General features: G+C 35.6%; 15 protein-coding genes. All 15 read left to right on the plus strand.

Translation table 11 applies throughout. From position 1 onward, the window contains the following. Window positions 1-5 precede the first annotated feature (5 nt). The 15 genes from ACZ5R4_RS16305 (at window position 6) to ACZ5R4_RS16375 (ending at window position 18,874) form a co-directional block, all read left to right on the plus strand. Window positions 6-389 carry a DNA-directed RNA polymerase subunit beta gene (locus ACZ5R4_RS16305; protein WP_054861574.1) on the plus strand — a complete coding sequence of 128 codons (384 nt, stop codon included), beginning with the start codon at window positions 6-8 and terminating at the stop codon, window positions 387-389. Window positions 390-464: 75 nt separating this feature from the next. Beyond that, on the plus strand, window positions 465-881 hold the full coding sequence (gene fabZ, locus ACZ5R4_RS16310) for a 3-hydroxyacyl-ACP dehydratase FabZ (protein ID WP_109985231.1): 417 nt from the start codon (window positions 465-467) through the stop codon (window positions 879-881). A 179-nt stretch (window positions 882-1,060) separates the two neighbouring features. Continuing rightward, a complete protein-coding gene (locus tag ACZ5R4_RS16315) occupies window positions 1,061-1,390 on the plus strand; it encodes a hypothetical protein (RefSeq protein WP_054787631.1) in 330 nt (109 codons plus the stop codon). Between the two features lie 187 nt (window positions 1,391-1,577). Continuing rightward, complete coding sequence (locus ACZ5R4_RS16320) at window positions 1,578-2,438, plus strand: TetR/AcrR family transcriptional regulator (RefSeq protein WP_054861575.1); 861 nt, start codon at window positions 1,578-1,580, stop codon at window positions 2,436-2,438. Window positions 2,439-2,462: 24 nt separating this feature from the next. Continuing rightward, the gene (locus tag ACZ5R4_RS16325; protein WP_109985232.1) at window positions 2,463-3,320 is read left to right on the plus strand and encodes an efflux RND transporter periplasmic adaptor subunit; all 858 of its coding nucleotides are present in this window, start codon (window positions 2,463-2,465) and stop codon (window positions 3,318-3,320) included. 2 nt (window positions 3,321-3,322) lie between these two features. Continuing rightward, window positions 3,323-6,394, plus strand: coding sequence for an efflux RND transporter permease subunit (locus ACZ5R4_RS16330; protein WP_464367621.1), 3,072 nt, complete (start codon window positions 3,323-3,325; stop codon window positions 6,392-6,394). An 883-nt stretch (window positions 6,395-7,277) separates the two neighbouring features. Beyond that, window positions 7,278-8,471, plus strand: a complete 1,194-nt coding sequence (locus tag ACZ5R4_RS16335) for a glycosyltransferase family 4 protein (protein ID WP_464367622.1) — start codon at window positions 7,278-7,280, stop codon at window positions 8,469-8,471. A 14-nt stretch (window positions 8,472-8,485) separates the two neighbouring features. Next, window positions 8,486-9,766, plus strand: a complete 1,281-nt coding sequence (locus ACZ5R4_RS16340; RefSeq protein ID WP_054860199.1) for a glycosyltransferase — start codon at window positions 8,486-8,488, stop codon at window positions 9,764-9,766. 30 nt (window positions 9,767-9,796) lie between these two features. Further along, window positions 9,797-11,053: a nucleotide sugar dehydrogenase gene (locus ACZ5R4_RS16345; protein ID WP_054787633.1), complete on the plus strand. Its 1,257-nt coding sequence runs from the start codon at window positions 9,797-9,799 to the stop codon at window positions 11,051-11,053. Between the two features lie 24 nt (window positions 11,054-11,077). Beyond that, a complete protein-coding gene (locus ACZ5R4_RS16350) occupies window positions 11,078-11,893 on the plus strand; it encodes an ABC transporter permease (RefSeq protein WP_054860201.1) in 816 nt (271 codons plus the stop codon). A gap of 16 nt (window positions 11,894-11,909) precedes the next feature. Beyond that, window positions 11,910-12,818, plus strand: coding sequence for a teichoic acids export ABC transporter ATP-binding subunit TagH (tagH, locus tag ACZ5R4_RS16355; protein WP_109985237.1), 909 nt, complete (start codon window positions 11,910-11,912; stop codon window positions 12,816-12,818). Window positions 12,819-12,821: 3 nt separating this feature from the next. Next, window positions 12,822-14,189 carry a hypothetical protein gene (locus ACZ5R4_RS16360; RefSeq protein ID WP_109985238.1) on the plus strand — a complete coding sequence of 456 codons (1,368 nt, stop codon included), beginning with the start codon at window positions 12,822-12,824 and terminating at the stop codon, window positions 14,187-14,189. 18 nt (window positions 14,190-14,207) lie between these two features. After that, window positions 14,208-17,252: a glucosaminidase domain-containing protein gene (locus tag ACZ5R4_RS16365; RefSeq protein WP_464367623.1), complete on the plus strand. Its 3,045-nt coding sequence runs from the start codon at window positions 14,208-14,210 to the stop codon at window positions 17,250-17,252. Window positions 17,253-17,393: 141 nt separating this feature from the next. Beyond that, window positions 17,394-18,578 carry a glycosyltransferase family 4 protein gene (locus ACZ5R4_RS16370; protein WP_464367624.1) on the plus strand — a complete coding sequence of 395 codons (1,185 nt, stop codon included), beginning with the start codon at window positions 17,394-17,396 and terminating at the stop codon, window positions 18,576-18,578. Continuing rightward, window positions 18,575-18,874: a hypothetical protein gene (locus ACZ5R4_RS16375; RefSeq protein WP_054787641.1), complete on the plus strand. Its 300-nt coding sequence runs from the start codon at window positions 18,575-18,577 to the stop codon at window positions 18,872-18,874. Before ACZ5R4_RS16370 ends, ACZ5R4_RS16375 begins: the two co-directional genes overlap by 4 nt. Window positions 18,875-18,882: the final 8 nt, after the last annotated feature.

An 18,882-nucleotide genomic window follows, 5' to 3' on the forward strand; every position in this document is an offset into this window, starting at 1 on the left:
TTCTTATGTCTAAGGAACAAAAAGCTGAACAACAAAAGAAGAATAACAACAACCAAGCTAAAGCTAAGCAAACAAAATCAACTAAGCCAGCAGCTAAAAAACAAAAAAATAGCAAAAAGCAGGATCCGTCAAAACAGAATCAATCTAAGCAAACACAAGAGCAAAAAAAAGCCAAAGCACGACGTGCCGAGAAGAAGCAAAATAAGCGCTACGTACGCCGTCTTATTCCTGTCTGGCTAAAATTGCTCATTACGATTGTTCTGAGCTTGTTTGCATTAATTATTGGTTTGATTGTAGGCTTTAGTATGGTCGGAGATGGAGAGGCATTAGATGTTCTGCGATTAGAAACATGGCAGCATATTTTAGATTTTGTCCGAAAAGGAACTTAATGGCACAGACAATGAGCTGTGCTTCTTTTTTTGGTATACTAAGGAAAGAAACCAGTTATGGGAAGGAGTATCTCTATGGATATAGAAGAAATTAAAGCAACTATTCCTCATCGCTATCCTTTTTTATTAGTAGATGCGATTACAGAACAAACAGAAAGCAAAATCAAAGGAATAAAAAATGTAACGATTAATGAACCCTTTTTCCAAGGGCATTTTCCTGATTACCCAGTAATGCCTGGTGTTTTAATTGTTGAGGCACTCGCGCAAGTGGGAGGAGCTGCCATTTTAAGTAAGGAAGAGAACAAAGGGAAGATCGGTTTCTTAGCTGGAATTGATAAATGTCGTTTTAAACGACAAGTGAAGCCTGGTGATCAGCTTTCACTAGAAGTAGAAATTATTCGTATTAAAGGACCAATTGGAAAAGGAAAGGCTATAGCAAGGGTTGGAGATGAATTAGCTTGTGAAGCAGAAATAACCTTTGCTGTAAAATAAACAAAAGGCTCTCGCAGAAAGACTTGGCGAGAGCCTTTGTATGCCATAGAATATTCCATATTTGAAAGCAAATCTTTTATCCTCTTCACCAAACCCTGCAAAAATTTTTACATAATAGCATAATATTTTAAAATTCTGGTTAAGCTACCTTTGAAAAGATTTTAAAAGGAGGAGCTTTCATGAATAAGAAATATATGAAGCTTTTAGGAACTTTAGCATTATCCACTGCACTTCTTTTCGGCTGTGCAGGAAATGATGAAGAGCAGCCAACAGAAGAACAACCAGACCAAGGTAACCAGCCAACAGAAGAAGAGCCTGATATGAACCAAGATCAAGATGCACCAAATCAAGATCAAGGTGAAGATAACATGGGTAATGGTAATGGTGACGAAAATCTTGGTGACAATGTCGAAGAAGATTTGGATCAAGCAGAGGAAGATATGCAAGACGCTATGGATAATGGCAACAACCAAGAAGAAAATAAGCAAAATCAAGATGATCAACAATAACGACGAGAAAAAGCCATTCACGAATGGCTTTTTCTATTGCCATAACCGGGCCAAACCCTCAAGCTTTATGCATTGCGATGTCTCGACAAATTATGGTATGATCAACCAGTGACTGACTGGTCATTCCTATAAAAAAATGAAACCTTTATTTTTTTTGATTCGTACTATATGAGGGGGTTACCTATCCTTGCAAGAAGATAAGCGAAATAAATTGATTGAAGAAAGCATGAAGTTATTTTCAGAAAAAGGATTTCACGAAACATCGATACAAGAAATTGTCCAGAATAGTGGTGTATCGAAGGGGGCGTTCTATCTATATTTTGACTCGAAGGATGATTTATTGGTAGCGATATTCGATTATTATACCGCTGTCATTATCGAAAAGCTCCAACATGTAAATAGAGGTACAAATGATCCTTTTCAGAGGATGCAGGATCAAGTGGCGGAGATTTTTAAGCTATTTCGTGATCACAAGGAATATTTACTTGTACATTTTCGCGATAAGATTCACTTAGGAAATAAATTAGATGATGTTATCATTCGTGTACATAAGCAGAGCTATGAATGGGTGAGAGAAAGCCTGCTATCGATCTATGGAGAAGAATTGGTTCCTTATATGGCAGATATCGCCATCAACTTTGATGGAATCATGGCAGGCTATTTTAAATGGATTGCGATTTATGATTTTGTTTTTGATCCTGATCAATTAGCCGAAGCTACCGTAAGAAAAATCGATACGATAGTGAAGCAGCTTTTGGTAGAAAAGCCAGAACCAATATTTGATCCTAGTACAATAGAGGGATTGAACCTAACGAGTGAGTCATCCAATGTAGAGAATATTTTAGCAAAACTAAAACAGTATTTACAAAAAATGAAGCTTCCAAAAGGAAAGAAAGAACACCTATCAGAGGTTATCTCCGTAATGAAGGAAGAATTTCAAAAAGAAGAGCCTAAAGCCATTATTATAAATAGCATGCTTGAGCAAATTCAGCCGTATTCTGAGCTGGATTTTTGGAGAAAACAGCTCGAAAACATTTTACAAAAATAAAACCTTAGGGAGGGGACAAATGTAATGAAACGAATATTATTCATGCTCATCCTTGTCATGGGGGTACTCGTCGCATGTTCAGAGGATGATAAGGAAGAGAAAGAAACAGAAAGGGTAACACCAGTTGAATTAGGAGAGGTCACACAAGGTAATCTGACAATGGATCGAACCTTTTACGGTCGTACCACCCCAAATCAAACGACTCCAATTGTTCCAACAGTTGCAGGTAAGTTAGAAGAGCTAGAAGTGGAAAATGGAGACCAAGTAGAAGAAGGGGATAGGCTTGCGCTTGTAACAAGTCCACAAGGGAATATCGCAATAGATGCACCAATGGATGGAACGATCACAGGTCTTCAAACACAAGAAGGTGGATTAGTATCCAATCAAGAACCATTTGCCTCGATCGTTGATTTAGAGCAATTAACGGTACAATTACAAGTACCAGATGTGCAGCTTGATCTTTTTGAAGAAGGAAATCCGGTGCATGTAACCTTAAAGGCAGCAGAAAAGGAAGAGCATGAAGCAACGATTGAATATGTAGCATCTACTGCAAATGAGGCAGGACTTTTTCCGATTGATCTTTCCTTTGATAATGCAACCACTCATTACAATGCCGGAGTAACAGCGATAGTAAGCCTCGAAGAAACCGTGGTAGAAAATGCGCTCTTAATACCAACAGCAGCACTAGTTGAGGCAGATGATGAAACCTTTGTCTATACCGTTAACGATAATACAGCTAAAAAAGTAGCTGTTACTGTACAAGCCACACAATCCGATTTAACAGCAGTGAAGGCGGAGTTAAATAAAGGAGATAAGGTGATCACAAGCGGGCAATTAACATTAGCAGATGGTAGTAAAATTAGTATCATAGGGGAGGAATAATCATGAAATTAGTGAAAACATCAGTAAAACGCCCAGTAGGGGTAATCATGATTGTTCTTGCTATCATTGCGCTCGGTGTGATCTCTGTTCGAAACTTGGCAATCGATTTATTTCCAGAAATAGATTTACCTGTTGCGGTTGTAGCGACAAACTATCAAGATGCAGCACCACAAGAAGTAGAACAGCTTGTCTCAGAGCCTTTAGAAGGCGCGCTCAGTTCGATCGAAGGAGTCAATACGATTCAATCACAATCACAGTCAGGTGCATCCCTTGTGATCATCATGTTTGAAAATGGAACCAATCTGGATAATGCGATGCTTGATGTTCGAGAAAGCGTCGATCAAGTAAAAAGCGCTCTTCCAGAAGGGGCGAATGACCCGAGTGTATTACGATTTAATCCGAATCAGCTTCCAATTATGTGGGTTGGCTTAACAGGAAGTGATACAGCTAAATTACAAGAACTTGCTGAGGATAAGATTCAACCATATTTCGAACGTCAAGGTGGCGTGGCATCAGTAGAAATTGAAGGAGGACAAGAACGAAAGATTGACCTTGTTCTAGACCGAGCAGCAATGAATCAATATGGTGTCAGCTCACAATTGATTCAACAAGCACTAGCCGGAGCTAATCAATCCACCTCCGCGGGATCGATACAAAAAGGCGATAAAGACCTTCAGCTAAGAGTAGAAGGAAGCTTTGAGTCCGTAGATGATATCGCCAATACAATTATACAAACACCTCAAGGGACGAAGATTCGCGTACAGGATGTAGCGGATGTTCAGGATACCTTTAAGAAAAATGGCACAACATTAGTAAACAATGAAGAAGCAGTTGTTTTAAGCATTCTAAAACAATCAGATGGAAATTCAGTCGACGTATCCAACAATATTATCGATGCAGTCGCCGACTTAAAAGAAGATTTACCAAATGATGTCGAATTAGAAGTCGTTGTCGATACATCAGAGTTCATCAAACAATCGATTAATTCGGTTATCCAAAATATGATCTTTGGTGGAATCTTCGCATTATTTGTGTTATTACTGTTTTTGCGAAGTGTTCGTGCAACAATCGTCATCGGTGTATCGATTCCAATTGCTATTGTCTCTACCTTTGTCTTACTTTATTTTACTGGAGAAACGTTAAACATCCTGACAATGGGTGGTTTGGCATTAGGTATTGGGATGATGGTCGATAGCTCGATTGTTATACTGGAAAATATTTATTCCTACAGGCAGCAGGGGTATTCCTTGAAAGAGTCTGCGATTAAAGGGGCATCCGAGCTAGCACCAGCCGTTATCGCGTCAACTACCACAACATTGGTCGTATTCTTACCAATCGTGTTCGTTGAAGGAATCGCATCGGAATTGTTTACACCATTAGCAATCACGATCTCCTTTTCTTTACTCGCGTCCTTAGTGGTTGCCGTTACCTTAGTACCAATGCTATCTTCTAAACTTTTATCCAAAGCAATGAAGGATCATGGTAGAAGATACTGGTTTGATCGCATCCTTAACCGTGTAACGAATGGTTATGCGAAGGTACTGGCAAAAGCGTTGAAGCTTCGAAAGACGACCATTGCTGTCACGATTGTAGCAATTATTGGAAGCATCGCGTTAATTCCTTTTATCGGCACAGCGTTTATACCAGAAGGGGATCAAGGGCAAATCAGCATTACGGTAGAAACACCAACTGGTACTTCAGAGGATAAAACACTAGAAGTTGTCGGTAAAGTGAATGACAAATTAGAAGATTATAAGGATATCATCGATGTCAGCTATGTAACCGTTGGAAGCGGGGATGCAAGCTCTGCTGTTATGTCAGGAGGTTCTGAAGGCTCCTTCACGATCCAACTCGTGCCACAAGAAGAAAGATCGACAACAACAACAGCGGTTGTACAAGAGCTAGACGAAGAGCTTTCGTCAATAGCAGGTGCGGAGATCACGGTTGGTGAGATGAGCTCAGGTGGTTTAAGCTCTTCTGATCCTATTCAAATCCAGCTTTCAGGTCCAGAAAATGATGTGCTAATGGAGCTGTCCGATCAGGTAATAACAGCTATAGAAGATGTGGAAGGTGTGTACAACCCATCATCCTCTATTGCCGATACACAACCAGAAATGAATATCCATATTGATCGAGAGCTAGCAGCGGAATATGGCCTTACCTATCAAGAGGTAATGAACCAGATTCAGGTTGGCTTCACTGGTCAAACGGTGATGCAATACCGGGAGGGTGGAGACGAAATGAATGTTAGTCTCATTTTCCCAGAAGATGAACGTTCCACCATCAATGATTTGGAAAATTTATATATCCAAAACCAACAAGGCACACAAATACCGTTACTAACGATTGCTGATTTTGAACAAGTACAAAGTGCCGCAACCATTACAAGACAAAATCAGCAACGCCAGGTAAACATTTCCTCCGATATTGTAGATAGGGATTTAGGTAGTGTCATGCAGGATATTGAGGAGGTACTAGATAGCTTCCATTTCCCGAGTGATGAATATTCCTACTCCATTGGAGGCCAAGCAGAGGATATGGTCGAAGCATTTAGCGATTTAGCCGTTGCGTTAATTTTATCGATCTTCCTTGTATATGCCGTAATGGCCGTGCAATTTGAGAACTTTCTATATCCATTAATTATCATGTTCTCGATGCCAGCAACCGTTGTCGGTGTCCTCGGTGGACTATTTATTACCGGACAGCCACTATCGATCACCGCCTTTATTGGGATCATCATGCTAGCAGGTATCGTCGTCAACAATGCGATCGTGCTAGTAGATTACATCAATATCCTACGTAGTCGAGGAATCGACCGTCACGAAGCGATTATGGAAGCAGGAAAATCAAGGCTAAGACCAATTTTAATGACAACCCTAACGACCGTACTAGCCATGGTCCCACTAGCCTTAGGTTACGGAGAAGGCGCCGAAACGCAACAGCCAATGGCTATTACCGTCATCTTTGGTCTATCCGTATCCAGTTTATTTACCCTTGTGCTCATACCAGTCATCTACACTTATTTTGATAACCTATCAGAACGAATCAAAGGTTGGTTTAAAAAAGAAGCATAAAGGAAGCGAGATCTCCCATTTTTTCGATGAGAGATCTCGTTTTTATGTGGAAATGAACGTTATATAAAAGTGATTTCATCATGGATTCTCGCTTGAAATGAGGTTTATAATGGTAATAACAGTCATTTCGGTGTGAACTGCTGGTCGAACTGCAGTTTATAAATTTGATAAAGATTATTTTTGCTTGAGATCTCGTTTGAAATGAAGTTTATAAGGTAGATAACAGTCATTTCGGTGTGAATTGCTGGTTGAACTGCAGTTTACAGAGGTGATAAAGGTTATTTTTACTTGAGATCTCGTTTGAAATGAAGTTTATAAGAGCGATAACAGTCATTTCGGTGTGAACTGCTGGTTGAACTGCAGTTTACAGAGGCGATAAAGGTTATTTTTACTTGAGATCTCGTTTGAAATGAAGTTTATAAGAGTGATAACAGTCATTTCGGTGTGAACTGCTGGTCGAACTGCAGTTTATAAATTTGATAAAGATTATTTTTGCTTGAGATCTCGTTTAAAATGAAGTTTATAAGGAAGATAACAGTCATTTCGAAGAGAACTACTAGTTGAACTGCAGTTTATAAAGGCACAAAGGTCACTTTAGCGCGAAAGCCTCCTGTTAAAATACTTAAGATCGAAAAAAAACCTTTCAGTGTGAAGTGCCATTTAAATGAAAAGCATACCAAAAGCAACCCAACCCCTAAACATCATTTCAATCCAGTTACAATTCTCTACTAAACAGCTAAAATGCTATCATTTTCAAACATTCTATGATCAAATTATTTCAAATTATGTAACATTATATTTGTCAATTGCCAATACCGTAAATTTATCGTAAAATGTAATATTGTGATAGATAAAATTGTGTCCTAATGTAGGAGATTGACAGATGCCAAAAAAAGTATTAATTTTAACACAAAACTTCTATCCTGCTATTGGTAGTGCTGGTAATAGAATGAAGAATATTTTTCAATTACTATCAAAGGCAGATGTGCAAGTAGAGGTGTTAACAATAGAACCATCCTACCCCAATAAAAACATGTACAAGGATCGAACATTTTGGGACGATGAGGATGTAAATAAGCAAACAGATAAAATCACACGATTACCGATAAAGAGCAGGAAATTTACGAACAAACTAATTAGTAGGCTCTTTTTTTATTTAGAGATTATGTATCGTTTTATTTTCGAGCTATGGAGAAGAAGAAAGGATGGATATGACTATCTATATGTATCCACACCTCCAATTTTTATCGTGTTCTCTGCATGGCTGTTAAGAAGACCGATGAAAGCAAAAATAATCTTAGAGGTAAGAGATTTATGGCCTGATAGCTTAACAGGTGTTAAATCATTTGACCAAAAATGGATCATTCGATTTTTTCAGTTTGTTGAGAAAAAAATGTATCACATGGCAGATTTAATCGTTATTAATAGTAAGGGGTTTGCCTCCCATATACATGAAAAGCTAAAAAAGCAAAAGAAAATTGTCTTTCTACCAAATGGACCTCGTCAAAAAGAATTAATTGAAAAAAGCCCTTTAGATGAAGAATTCCGTGTCGTCTATGCTGGAAATCTTGGACTCGCACAGGATATTGATCGTCTAAAGCAAGTAGCACAACAGCTACACGAGCATGGCATTCACTTTGATGTATTAGGCTATGGAATGAAAACAAAAGAATTCAAGCAATTTTTGACGGATAAACAATTAACCAATGTCCAAGTACACAAGCCAACCACGAGAAGAAAGAGCTTAGAGCTCATACGAAAAAGCCATGTCAGCATTGCCTTTTTAAATGATGTCGAGGTTTTTTCGACCGTATTACCAGGTAAGGTCTTAGACTATATGACCTGTCAAACACCGATAGTTGCAGGCGTTAAAGGAATCGCAGCAGATCTGATTAGGGAAAATCAGACAGGCTATGCCTTTTCGTCAAATGATACAACACTTATGCTAGAAAAAGTGTTAGAGTTAAAGGAAGATCAAGAGCTTTTAGCTAGAATGCAGGCAAACTGTTTAACAACAGTTACAAAACATTTCCTGTGGGAGCATAATATAGAACGATTGGTAGATATTATAGAATAAAGAGGGTTAAATAGATGAAAAGAGTAGGTATGTTTGTTTGGAATCACTTTACAAACGATGCTCGAGTTATGAGAGAATGCACATCCTTATCACAAAATGGCTATGATGTAGAGCTTATTTGTATAGATGATCCGAGTGATCCGAATGTAAAGAAATATGAAGAAATAAATGAGCATTTTCGTGTCTATCGTATGAAACGATATCCAAGTACATTATTAGCACTACAAAAGCTTTATCGATTTACAGTTGGCAAAAAGTGGCCTATCCTGCCAATGGCTATCATTTGGGCTTTTCTAGTCTATTTGCTGCCATGGGTGATTATCCCTTTAACCATTCTCGCAGGTGTATTATTAAAGACAAAAGCAAGAATCGTTTGGGTTCGAGGAGCACTCATCTTACGAATGATGTGGAAAGGTCATAGAGGAAACTATGATATTTATCATTCCAATGATTTAAATACAATGCCTCAAGGCTATGTTAGTGCGAAATGGCGTTTGAAGAAAAAACCACTAATCTATGATTCCCACGAGGTTCAGACAAGCCGTACAGGCTATGACAGCCCGTGGTATAAGAAATTTGAACAATTTTTCATTAATCGCATGGATTCGATGATGGTGGAGAATGACACAAGGGCGAAGTACAATGAAGATTTATATGGCTTCTATCCTTATGTATTGCACAACTATCCAACTGAACAAAATAGTGAAGAAACAGAAAAAGTAGATCTGCATAAAATATTAGGTCTGCCAGAAGATGAGAAGATTCTACTTTACCAGGGTGGTATCCAAACAGGACGAGGTCTAGAAAAATTAGTGGAAGCATACCCACAATTTGATGAAGGAACGCTCGTTTTTATTGGAGATGGTAGAATCAAGGAAGAGCTACAAGCAATGGTGAAAGAACGGAATTTAGAGGATGGTATTAAATTCTTGCCAAAAGTACCATTGAAAGAACTTCCAAAATATACGAAAAATGGCTACTTAGGATTCCAGGTGCTGAATAACGTATGCTTTAATCACTACTCTGCTTCCTCTAATAAGCTTTTTGAATATATGATGGCTCGCGTGCCTGTTGTGGCATGTGATTTTCCTGAAATCAAAAAAGTAGTAGAGGATAATAAGATTGGTGTGACCGTTGACTCTCATAATCCAGATGATATTGCAAGAGGAGTTAACTATATCTTAAATAATCCTGAAAAACGGGAATTGTTTAGCCAGAATTGTATTCCTGCGAGAAAGCAGTATAATTGGGAGAAGGAACAAGCTAATTTATTAGAGGTTTATCGACAGTTTTAATTATCGGAAAAAAGAAAGGAAGTACTATAAATGAATTTATGTACAGTAGGGTTAGGATATATCGGCTTACCAACATCTATCATGTTTGCAAAGCATGGCGTGAATGTTGTCGGAGTTGACGTAAGTGAGAATGTTATTGAATCATTAAATAATGGAAAAATTCATATAGAAGAGCCAGGTTTACAAGAAGCATTAGAAGAAGTAATCGATAAAGGTACATTTAAAGCACAGCTTAAACCAGAAAAAGCAGATACTTTTATCATTGCTGTACCAACACCAAACAATGATGACGAGCATAAATCATGTGATCTAACGTATGTATTATCTGCAATAGAAAGCATTCTTCCTGTACTAGAAAAAGGAAATACGGTAATCGTAGAATCAACGATTGCACCGAGAACAATGGATGATAGTGTAAAGCCACGTCTAGAAGAAGCTGGTTACACCATTGGCGAGGATATTTTCTTAGTACACTGTCCAGAACGCGTTCTTCCAGGTCAAATTATGCATGAATTAATTTACAACAATCGTATTGTCGGTGGAATCACTGACGCATGTACAGAAAAAGGTGCAGAAGTTTATGAAACTTTTGTTCAAGGAGAAATTATTAAGACACAAGCCAAAACAGCAGAAATGTCGAAATTAATGGAAAATACTTTCCGTGATGTGAACATTGCTTTAGCAAATGAATTAGCAAAGGTTTCAACAGAATTAGGGATTAACGCGCTAGAAGTAATTGAAATGGCTAATAAACACCCACGTGTTAACTTGCACACACCTGGACCAGGTGTTGGGGGACACTGTCTTGCAGTCGATCCATATTTCATTATCGCAAAAGCACCAGAATCAGCTAAATTAATTAACTTGTCACGTCAAATCAACAATTCTATGCCAGAATACGTGATGGACGTAGCAGAAAAATTATTGGCGAAAAATAATGGAAAGAAAATTACCGTTTTCGGTTTAACTTATAAAGGTAACGTAGATGACATTCGTGAAAGTCCGGCGATGGATATCTATGAAGCATTACATGCAAAACCTGAATTAGACGTAGTAGCATATGACCCACATGTGCAGCTAAGCTTTGTAGAGAAAGATCTGGCAAAAGCGTTAGATGGATCGGACCTTGTGCTTGTCTTATCAGATCATAACGAGTTTAAAGCACTAACAAGTGAGCATTATGCCAAGATGAATACGAAACAGGTATTTGATACGAAAAATGTCGTGAAAGAGTGGACAGATGAGATAAATTATATGAATTATGGGAACTTGTATAAGTTTTTGTAAAATAAGTTGAAGGAAGCATGTTAAATGAAGAATCCAGTAGTTCAAGTGTTAAAAGAACAAATAGATAATTGGGATCTAATTTACCGAATGGCTTTATTTGAAATTAAAGGAATGTACCAAATTCATTATTTAGGTACATTCTGGCAATTTCTAAACCCTGCAATACAGATAGCCATTTATTGGTTTGTGTTTGGTACTATAAGAGCAGGAAGTGACGTTGACGGTACACCATACTTTTTATGGTTGATAATTGGACTAATTCCTTGGTTTTTTATTAGTCCATCCATTGTTCAGAGTTCGAACAGTGTCCATCAAAAAATTGGCCTTGTTTCAAAAATGAATTTTCCGGTCAGTCTACTTCCTACTATTAGAATATTTAGTAATTCATTTCAATACATGATTATGACTGGTATATTAGCTTTAATAGCTATTCTATATGGTGTAGAGCCTTCAATAAAGATGTTTCAGTTTATTTATTATCTCATCTGTTTATACATTTTTTTATTTGCTTTTTCATTACTGAGCTCAACTATTTCAACATTAGTTAGGGATTTTCAAATGTTTCTTCAATCTATGATGCGGATGTTGTTATATTTAACTCCAATATTATGGGATACAAGTTTAGTAACGGACAAATTTGGGCCAGTAGTCGAAAATATTCTGAAACTTAATCCATTTTTTTACATTATAGATGGTTTTAGAAACTCTATATTAGGTGGGGAATGGTTTTTTGAAGATGTCGTTTATGGATTATATTTTTGGTCTCTGACCCTTGCTTTATTATATTTTGGATCGAAAATACATTTGAAATTCAGAAAAGATTTCGTAGATTACTTATAATTAAGGAGATTTTTAAGTGAATAAAAAAGTAGTGTTCGAAAATGTTGTTAAAGTCTTTGAATTATACTCAAAGAGGTCAGACAAAATCGCCAGTCTCATAATGCCTAAGAAGAGAGAAAATAAAAAATTTGTAGCATTAAATCAAGTTTCATTTGAAGTGAATCCTGGTGAAACCATTGGTATTGTTGGACTAAATGGTTCAGGGAAGTCAACTGTATCAAATATTCTTGGTGGGGTAATTCAACCAACAGAAGGTAAAGTGATAATGAATGGAGAACCTTCATTAATTGCGATTTCAGCTGGATTAAATGGAAGTTTGACTGGTTTGGAAAATGTGGAATTGAAATGTATGATGCATGGACTAACTAAAAAGCAAATAGAAGAAAGATTGCCAGACATATTAGATTTTGCTGATATTGGAGATTATATTTACCAACCTGTAAAAAATTATTCAAGTGGGATGAAATCTAGATTAGGATTTGCGATATCAGTACATACTGATCCAGACATCCTAATAATTGATGAGGCACTTTCTGTAGGTGATTCTACATTTACCGAAAAATGTTTGAATAAGATGAATGAATTCAAAGAACAAGGAAAAACAATATTTTTTATTAGTCACTCAGCTGGTCAAATGAGAAAGTTCTGTGACCGAGTAATATGGCTACATTATGGTACTATAAAAATGATGGGAGAATCTGATAAAATTATTGACCAATACGTTCGTTTTACTAAGTGGTTTAATAAATTATCAAAAGAAGAGAAGAAGAAGCATAAAAATGAAATGCTAGCTAAGCAAATTCAAGAAAATAAAGTACCTGTTAAAAATAAGCAAGAAAAATTAAGCTTTTTGGAGTTAATAAAAAATATTCTAATATTGATTCCACCAGTTGTTATGGCTATATTATTAATTCTGGGGGTGTAGTTTATGGGATTATTCGAACAATTGAATATCGAATATGAGGTACAACTTCATTCGAATCACAATGAAGATCAACCTAAACAGCTTTTAAGTTTAGAAGAGATTAATGATGGTTACAAAACAAACTTTATAATAGAACAAAGAAGTTATGTAGAAATTAGATTTACAATAGACGAAAAGGATTTTGATTATATTCATACTAGAGGGGATATAATAGAACTTTATAAAGATGATAGCAAGAAATTGGAAATCCATGTAAATAGTAAAGAAATAGTTAATATAGAATCGACGGTAAATTCGTTTACCGTCATATTATTTGGAGACAAAATTCATACCGAAATTACCTTTAGGAATAGAGATTTTTTGAATAGTAGACTTAAAAGTCCTAGTGAATTAGAAAGCGTATTTCAATCTAACCAAGATATTAGGTATCATTTTGTTCAGGCAAAAGAGGCACAGCATGCAAATCATTTGGTAGTAGTTTTCTCTGCTTTTTCTAAGGAATACGTGTATAACTATAATTATATTGACACCCTTAAAGATATTCCGATAAATAAGTTATTTATATTAGATGATTTTGGTGCTAAAGGATCCTATTATTTAGGTAGGAATAAGGACTTCTCTATCGAGAATTCGGTTATATCTCTTATACTTAATATATGTGCTAAGTATAATATACCAATGAAAAATATTATCTCAATGGGTTCGTCAAAAGGCGGGTACTCAGCTTTATATTTTGGAGCTAAATATTCATTTGGTCATATTATAACTCTGGCACCTTCTTTGTATTTAGGGACATTTCTAAAGAGATTTCATCCAGATATGTTAGATTATATTTTAGGAAATAACCTAGATGCCGATGAAACTTATCTTAATAATACTATTTATAAATTGTTTAATAATAGAAATGGTTTTAAAGGTAATATCAAGATAATGGTTGGGACAAAAGATTCACGTAAGGATTCTCATATTAAGCCTTTTATTAGTTACCTAGATAAGATAGATTATCCATACGATTTCGATTTAGTAGATGGTGTAGATCATTCACAATTGAAGTATTTTGCACCGGAATATTTCAAAGTTCAGTTATCTAAAGTATTAGATATACCGCAGGTCCCAGAAATGTATTTAACAGACATAGATTTTAAAATTGACAATAATAAAGCAAAGATAAAAGTAGACTCTATAGGTGAAAATTTGGAGTATGCTTTCTATTGGTATTGTGATAATATAGTAATAAAGAAAGTGCTCTATAGTAATAACGACTGCTCCGAATTACCTATTGAAAAGGCAGGCGCTTATCGAGTTAGAGTCTTTCTCCGTAATACCTCAAAGGAGATAGTAACAAAAACTAGCCACACTATTAACATTTAAAAGGAGGAGATTAAGCAGGTGTTAAAGAAAATTATTACTTGTTCTTTAATACTTTTTCTAGTCTTGAGTACGATAACTCCATCGTTTGCTACCACCGAATCAACACAGAATGAATCGGAAGAAGAGTATCAGCTTTATAGACTACTAGAAGAAGTATCGATTGATGATCTATTTGTTTTACCTAAAGATACGCTAATATTTGCCCAAGAAGAGGAAGGGCATTTACTCATTGAAACTAATGGTAACACCTTCCGTATTGATGCAAATGAGGTAACTAAACTGAACGATTCAAAAGAACTGGGTATAGACAAGGAATTCATTAATCAACTATTAGATACTGAACCTCTTGAGAAAAATGTTGAAAGCAAATCGACATTGCATTTTAATGAAACAGAATTTACGTTAAAAGAACAAGTAGATTTTGAGGTCTTTAGTTTAGAAGACTCTGAATATGTATTTATTGCTGGTATTCCTTATAAAATTAGTCAACCAAATGAAAAGGTATCGAATAGTGAAGGGGAATTGGTTGAAGAAGAGTCGAAGGTATCAGAGGAAGATCAAAAACAGCAACAAGAAAATAATACGTCAAATGAACTAGAGGATCCGTCATCAGATGATCACACTCAGAATAAAAACCAAGAGACTAACTCTGTTGAAGATGATTCTAATCAAGACTCAATAGAGGATGGACAAATTACTAAGGAAGATAAATCAAGTTCCACTACTTCCGAAAAAAAGGAAGCGGATAGTAGTACCTTCTCTGCTAAAAGTGTTGATATTTGGACACAATCTACTACAAATTACTTTAAAGTAAATGTCTATAGTTTACCTGTATATATTAATAAGAATGGTAATTTGATTAAACAGGCAGAATTAAGAGAAGGTCAAGTGTACAAAAGAACTGGTTCTTTAAGTAATTGGCACATTATAGATTTTGGTGGTCAATCAGGTTATGTTTGGAAGGATTCTACTTCACCATTTAGTGGTAATCTCCCAAAGAATTTTACTAACAGTAATTATTATGGTGATCGAACCATAACAACGACTAATAATGCGGTTATTTATGACAACACTAGCGGTTCTCTAGTACCCTATGGAATGTTAGTTAAGAACATCAATTTTCCAGTTATTAGTGAGGCTGGAAACTGGTATAAAGTAAATTATGCTAATAGAGTGGGCTATATCCATAAGAACGGTGTAAAACCAAATTTTGTATCATCAGATAACTACTTTGAGGTTACGGTTCATAGTTTACCAATTTATGAGAGCAAAAATGGTAGTTTAGTTAAAGTTGGTGAATTGAGAAAAAACGAGGTATATAAAAGAATAGGAACTGCAGGTAATTGGCATGCAATTCAATTTGGGAATAAGCAAGGCTATGTCTGGTCCGATGATACCATTCCTGCAAATGAAAATGAAATGGCATCTATAGCTAACCCAAATAACACTAGTGGGACTTTTACAACTAAAGACCATACCGTAGTATATGATAATACTTCAGGTGAGATGATTCCAATTGGCCAAATAAGTAAAGGTAATTCTTATCCGTATGAGCTAATTGCAGGAAACTGGATAAAAGTTTCTTTCGGTAATAGATATGGGTATGTATACAAAGAATGGGTAAATTTTAATTTTACTTCTAGCCAAAATTATTTTAGAGTAAACGAAGACTATCTTCCTGTATATCATAATGTAGGAGGATCACTTGAAAAAGTAGGCCACCTAGTAGAAAATCAAGTTTATAAAAGAACTGGTTCAAAAGGTGATTGGCATGAAATAAAATTCGGTAATAAAGTAGGATATGTGTGGAGTAAATCTACACAGCCTTCCTCGAGCAATGCAGCTTCAAATTGGAATACGAATTTGTCGGATTCTAATACACAATTAATTGCCAGAAATGGTTTGAAAATTTATGATAATACTAGCGGTATGGTACTTTTTGCAAGGGTAGAAGAAGGTACAACCATTCCAATTATTGATAAGGTTGGTAATTGGTACCGAGTATTAATTGGAAACAGAATTGGATATTTTTATGAGACTGGTGTTTCTGATCATGTTTATAACTATACCAATTATAACATCTCACTTAATGATATGGTGAATAGACAGTTAACTTATAATCCACAAACAGATGATCACACCTATGCATATGTTCATAAGGATTACATTAGGAGATCTGGAAGTGGATATCCTTTTACAGGAACTGTTAATGCAACAAGCCTACATGTTAGAGATATTCCTAATGGGAATTCATACGGGACTATCCAATCAGGAGCAAAGGTAACGGTAGTTGGAATAAGTTCAATGAACAGTAGTTGGTATAAAATAAAAAATCCATATAATAATTATGGTGGCTGGATGAAAGCTGATAAAGATCAACTGAATTATTATATGAATCCAAAAAACTTTGTTAATAATCCAGTACAAAGGTTACAATTTTTGAGATTGGATTTATTTTCCAACACAAGCACATCTCAATTAGCTAAATTATTAGTCAATAAAGGTATTCTAACTGGTAAACAATCAGTTTTTTATAATGCAGCAAAAGATGCAGGCATCAATGAAGTGTACTTAATTGCTCATTCATTATTAGAAACTGGTAACGGAACTAGTGAGCTTGCTACAGGTATCCCAGTAATGATTGAAAGAAATAGCTCAGGCAAACCAATTGTAGAGGATGGCGTTACTAAAGTAAGGTTAGCTACTACAGCAGAAAAGCCAGATAGTGTAGTTTATAATGTTTATGGCATAGGGGCATACGATGGGTGTGCAAAACGATGTGGAGCAGAATATGCCTTTAATGCTGGTTGGACTAATGTAGATAAAGCAATTTATGGTGGTGCAAAGTTTATAAGTACTGACTTTATTAAAAGTAGTGTCTATAAACAAAACACCCTCTATAAGATGAAATGGAATCCTGGTTTCTTTGTTGGTGAAAGCAATTCACCACATCAATATGCAACTGATATCGGATGGGCTTACAAGCAGGTTAATAGGATAAGTAAAACATTTGACCTATTAGATAATTACAATATGCATTTGGATATCCCGTCTTTTAAGTAATACTACTTACTCATTAATATCGAATCTTTTTAAAGATTCGATATTAATTTTTATGTACAGAAGTTAATAAAATAGTGTAAAACTATTTTTAATATGATATAATTTCGAGTGATTATAGTTTGAACTAACTTGGAGGTAAACATGAGTTCGTTAATAGAAAATGATCAGGACAACAAAGATAAGAACAATAAATATTTAATTATAACTAATGCGTATCCTCATGAGGATCAATTATATAGAAATGGTTTTATTCATAGAAGAGTAAAAGCATACCAAGCAAAAGGTCTCGATGTAGAAGTTTTTGTATTACATGGAGCCTTTCAAACTTTTGAAGAATACACTTTTGATGGTGTACACGTATCCAGAGGTCTAAAAAGTGACTTATATGCAACACTATCAGAGACAAAATATAGTAAGATTCTTATACACTTCGTTTCTCAAGATATGATTGATGCTATAATGGATTCTGCACAAGATGTGCCTATTATTATCTGGGTGCACGGATTTGAAGCAGAAGCTTGGCACCGCCGATGGTTTAATTTTATGAGTAGTAAAGATGATTTGAAAAGAATACTTCAAATGAAGGATTCTTTTTATGAGAATCAACTAAAATTAATGAATTGGCTATATCAAACCAAGGAATTGAACCTTCAATTTGTTCATGTGTCTAAATGGTTCAAAGAACATATTGCAGAGTGTGATGCAAGAGCAGTGAGTCAAAATGCGTCCATTATCCCAAATATAGTTGACTCTGACTTGTTCAATTATCAAGAGAAATCAGAAAAACAAAGATTTAAGGTGCTTTCTATTAGACCTTACGCTTCTCATAAGTATGCTAATGATCAATCCGTAGATGCCGTCTTAGAATTGTCTAAGAGACCGTATTTTGATCGTCTTGAGTTTGCCTTTTATGGTGAAGGTAAACTTTTTGAAAAGACTTTACTACCTTTAAGAAATTTCGAAAATGTCACACTCCATAAATCTTTCTTAAACCAGAATGAAATTTCTGAATTACACAAAGAATATGGAATATTCTTATGTCCAACAAGATTAGACTCACAAGGTGTTTCGATGTGTGAGGCAATGTCGAGTGGACTAGTTCCAATTTCATCTGATATTACCGCTATTCCTGAGTTTGTAACGCACAATTATTCGGGTTTATTAGCCAAACCAGAAGATCCAGTAGATTTAGCGGATATGATCGAGAGATTATTTTTTAATAGCTCCTTATTTAATAAATTATCAAAAAATGCATCTGACAGCATAGAGAAAAAATGTAGTCAAGAGGTAGTAATAAATAAAGAATTGGAGTTGATTTTGTCTTGACTATCCAAAAAGAAGAGCAAAAGAATGAATTCCATCAATCGGTACAGGATGCAGAGTATTGGAGATTGATGTATGACGAATTAGAAGATCAAATGTATAAAATGATGAAACTAACTGTGGATTTATTGGAAAAAGAAGCACCAATGGATGAGAGAACATACAAACGAATAAAAGAATTGGAATTGGATTTAAGAAAATACAAATTATTTGAACATCGGGTAAAGGTAACATGGTTAGGAAAGCTCACGTTGAAATATATAAACTTTAAGAAGAAACTCAAAAGCATAATAAAGTGAGTCGGGGG

The organism is Gracilibacillus sp. JCM 18860 (genome assembly GCF_055395245.1).

What these genes read in the sequence shown, in the direction of transcription:
- ACZ5R4_RS16345 (WP_054787633.1), top strand. Translation starts at nt 9,797, where the DNA reads ATGAATTTATGTACAGTAGGGTTAGGATATATCGGCTTACCAACATCT.
- fabZ (WP_109985231.1), top strand. Translation starts at nt 465, where the DNA reads ATGGATATAGAAGAAATTAAAGCAACTATTCCTCATCGCTATCCTTTT.
- ACZ5R4_RS16360 (WP_109985238.1), top strand. Translation starts at nt 12,822, where the DNA reads ATGGGATTATTCGAACAATTGAATATCGAATATGAGGTACAACTTCAT.
- ACZ5R4_RS16370 (WP_464367624.1), top strand. Translation starts at nt 17,394, where the DNA reads ATGAGTTCGTTAATAGAAAATGATCAGGACAACAAAGATAAGAACAAT.
- ACZ5R4_RS16350 (WP_054860201.1), top strand. Translation starts at nt 11,078, where the DNA reads ATGAAGAATCCAGTAGTTCAAGTGTTAAAAGAACAAATAGATAATTGG.
- ACZ5R4_RS16330 (WP_464367621.1), top strand. Translation starts at nt 3,323, where the DNA reads ATGAAATTAGTGAAAACATCAGTAAAACGCCCAGTAGGGGTAATCATG.
- ACZ5R4_RS16305 (WP_054861574.1), top strand. Translation starts at nt 6, where the DNA reads ATGTCTAAGGAACAAAAAGCTGAACAACAAAAGAAGAATAACAACAAC.
- ACZ5R4_RS16325 (WP_109985232.1), top strand. Translation starts at nt 2,463, where the DNA reads ATGAAACGAATATTATTCATGCTCATCCTTGTCATGGGGGTACTCGTC.
- ACZ5R4_RS16335 (WP_464367622.1), top strand. Translation starts at nt 7,278, where the DNA reads ATGCCAAAAAAAGTATTAATTTTAACACAAAACTTCTATCCTGCTATT.
- ACZ5R4_RS16315 (WP_054787631.1), top strand. Translation starts at nt 1,061, where the DNA reads ATGAATAAGAAATATATGAAGCTTTTAGGAACTTTAGCATTATCCACT.
- ACZ5R4_RS16340 (WP_054860199.1), top strand. Translation starts at nt 8,486, where the DNA reads ATGAAAAGAGTAGGTATGTTTGTTTGGAATCACTTTACAAACGATGCT.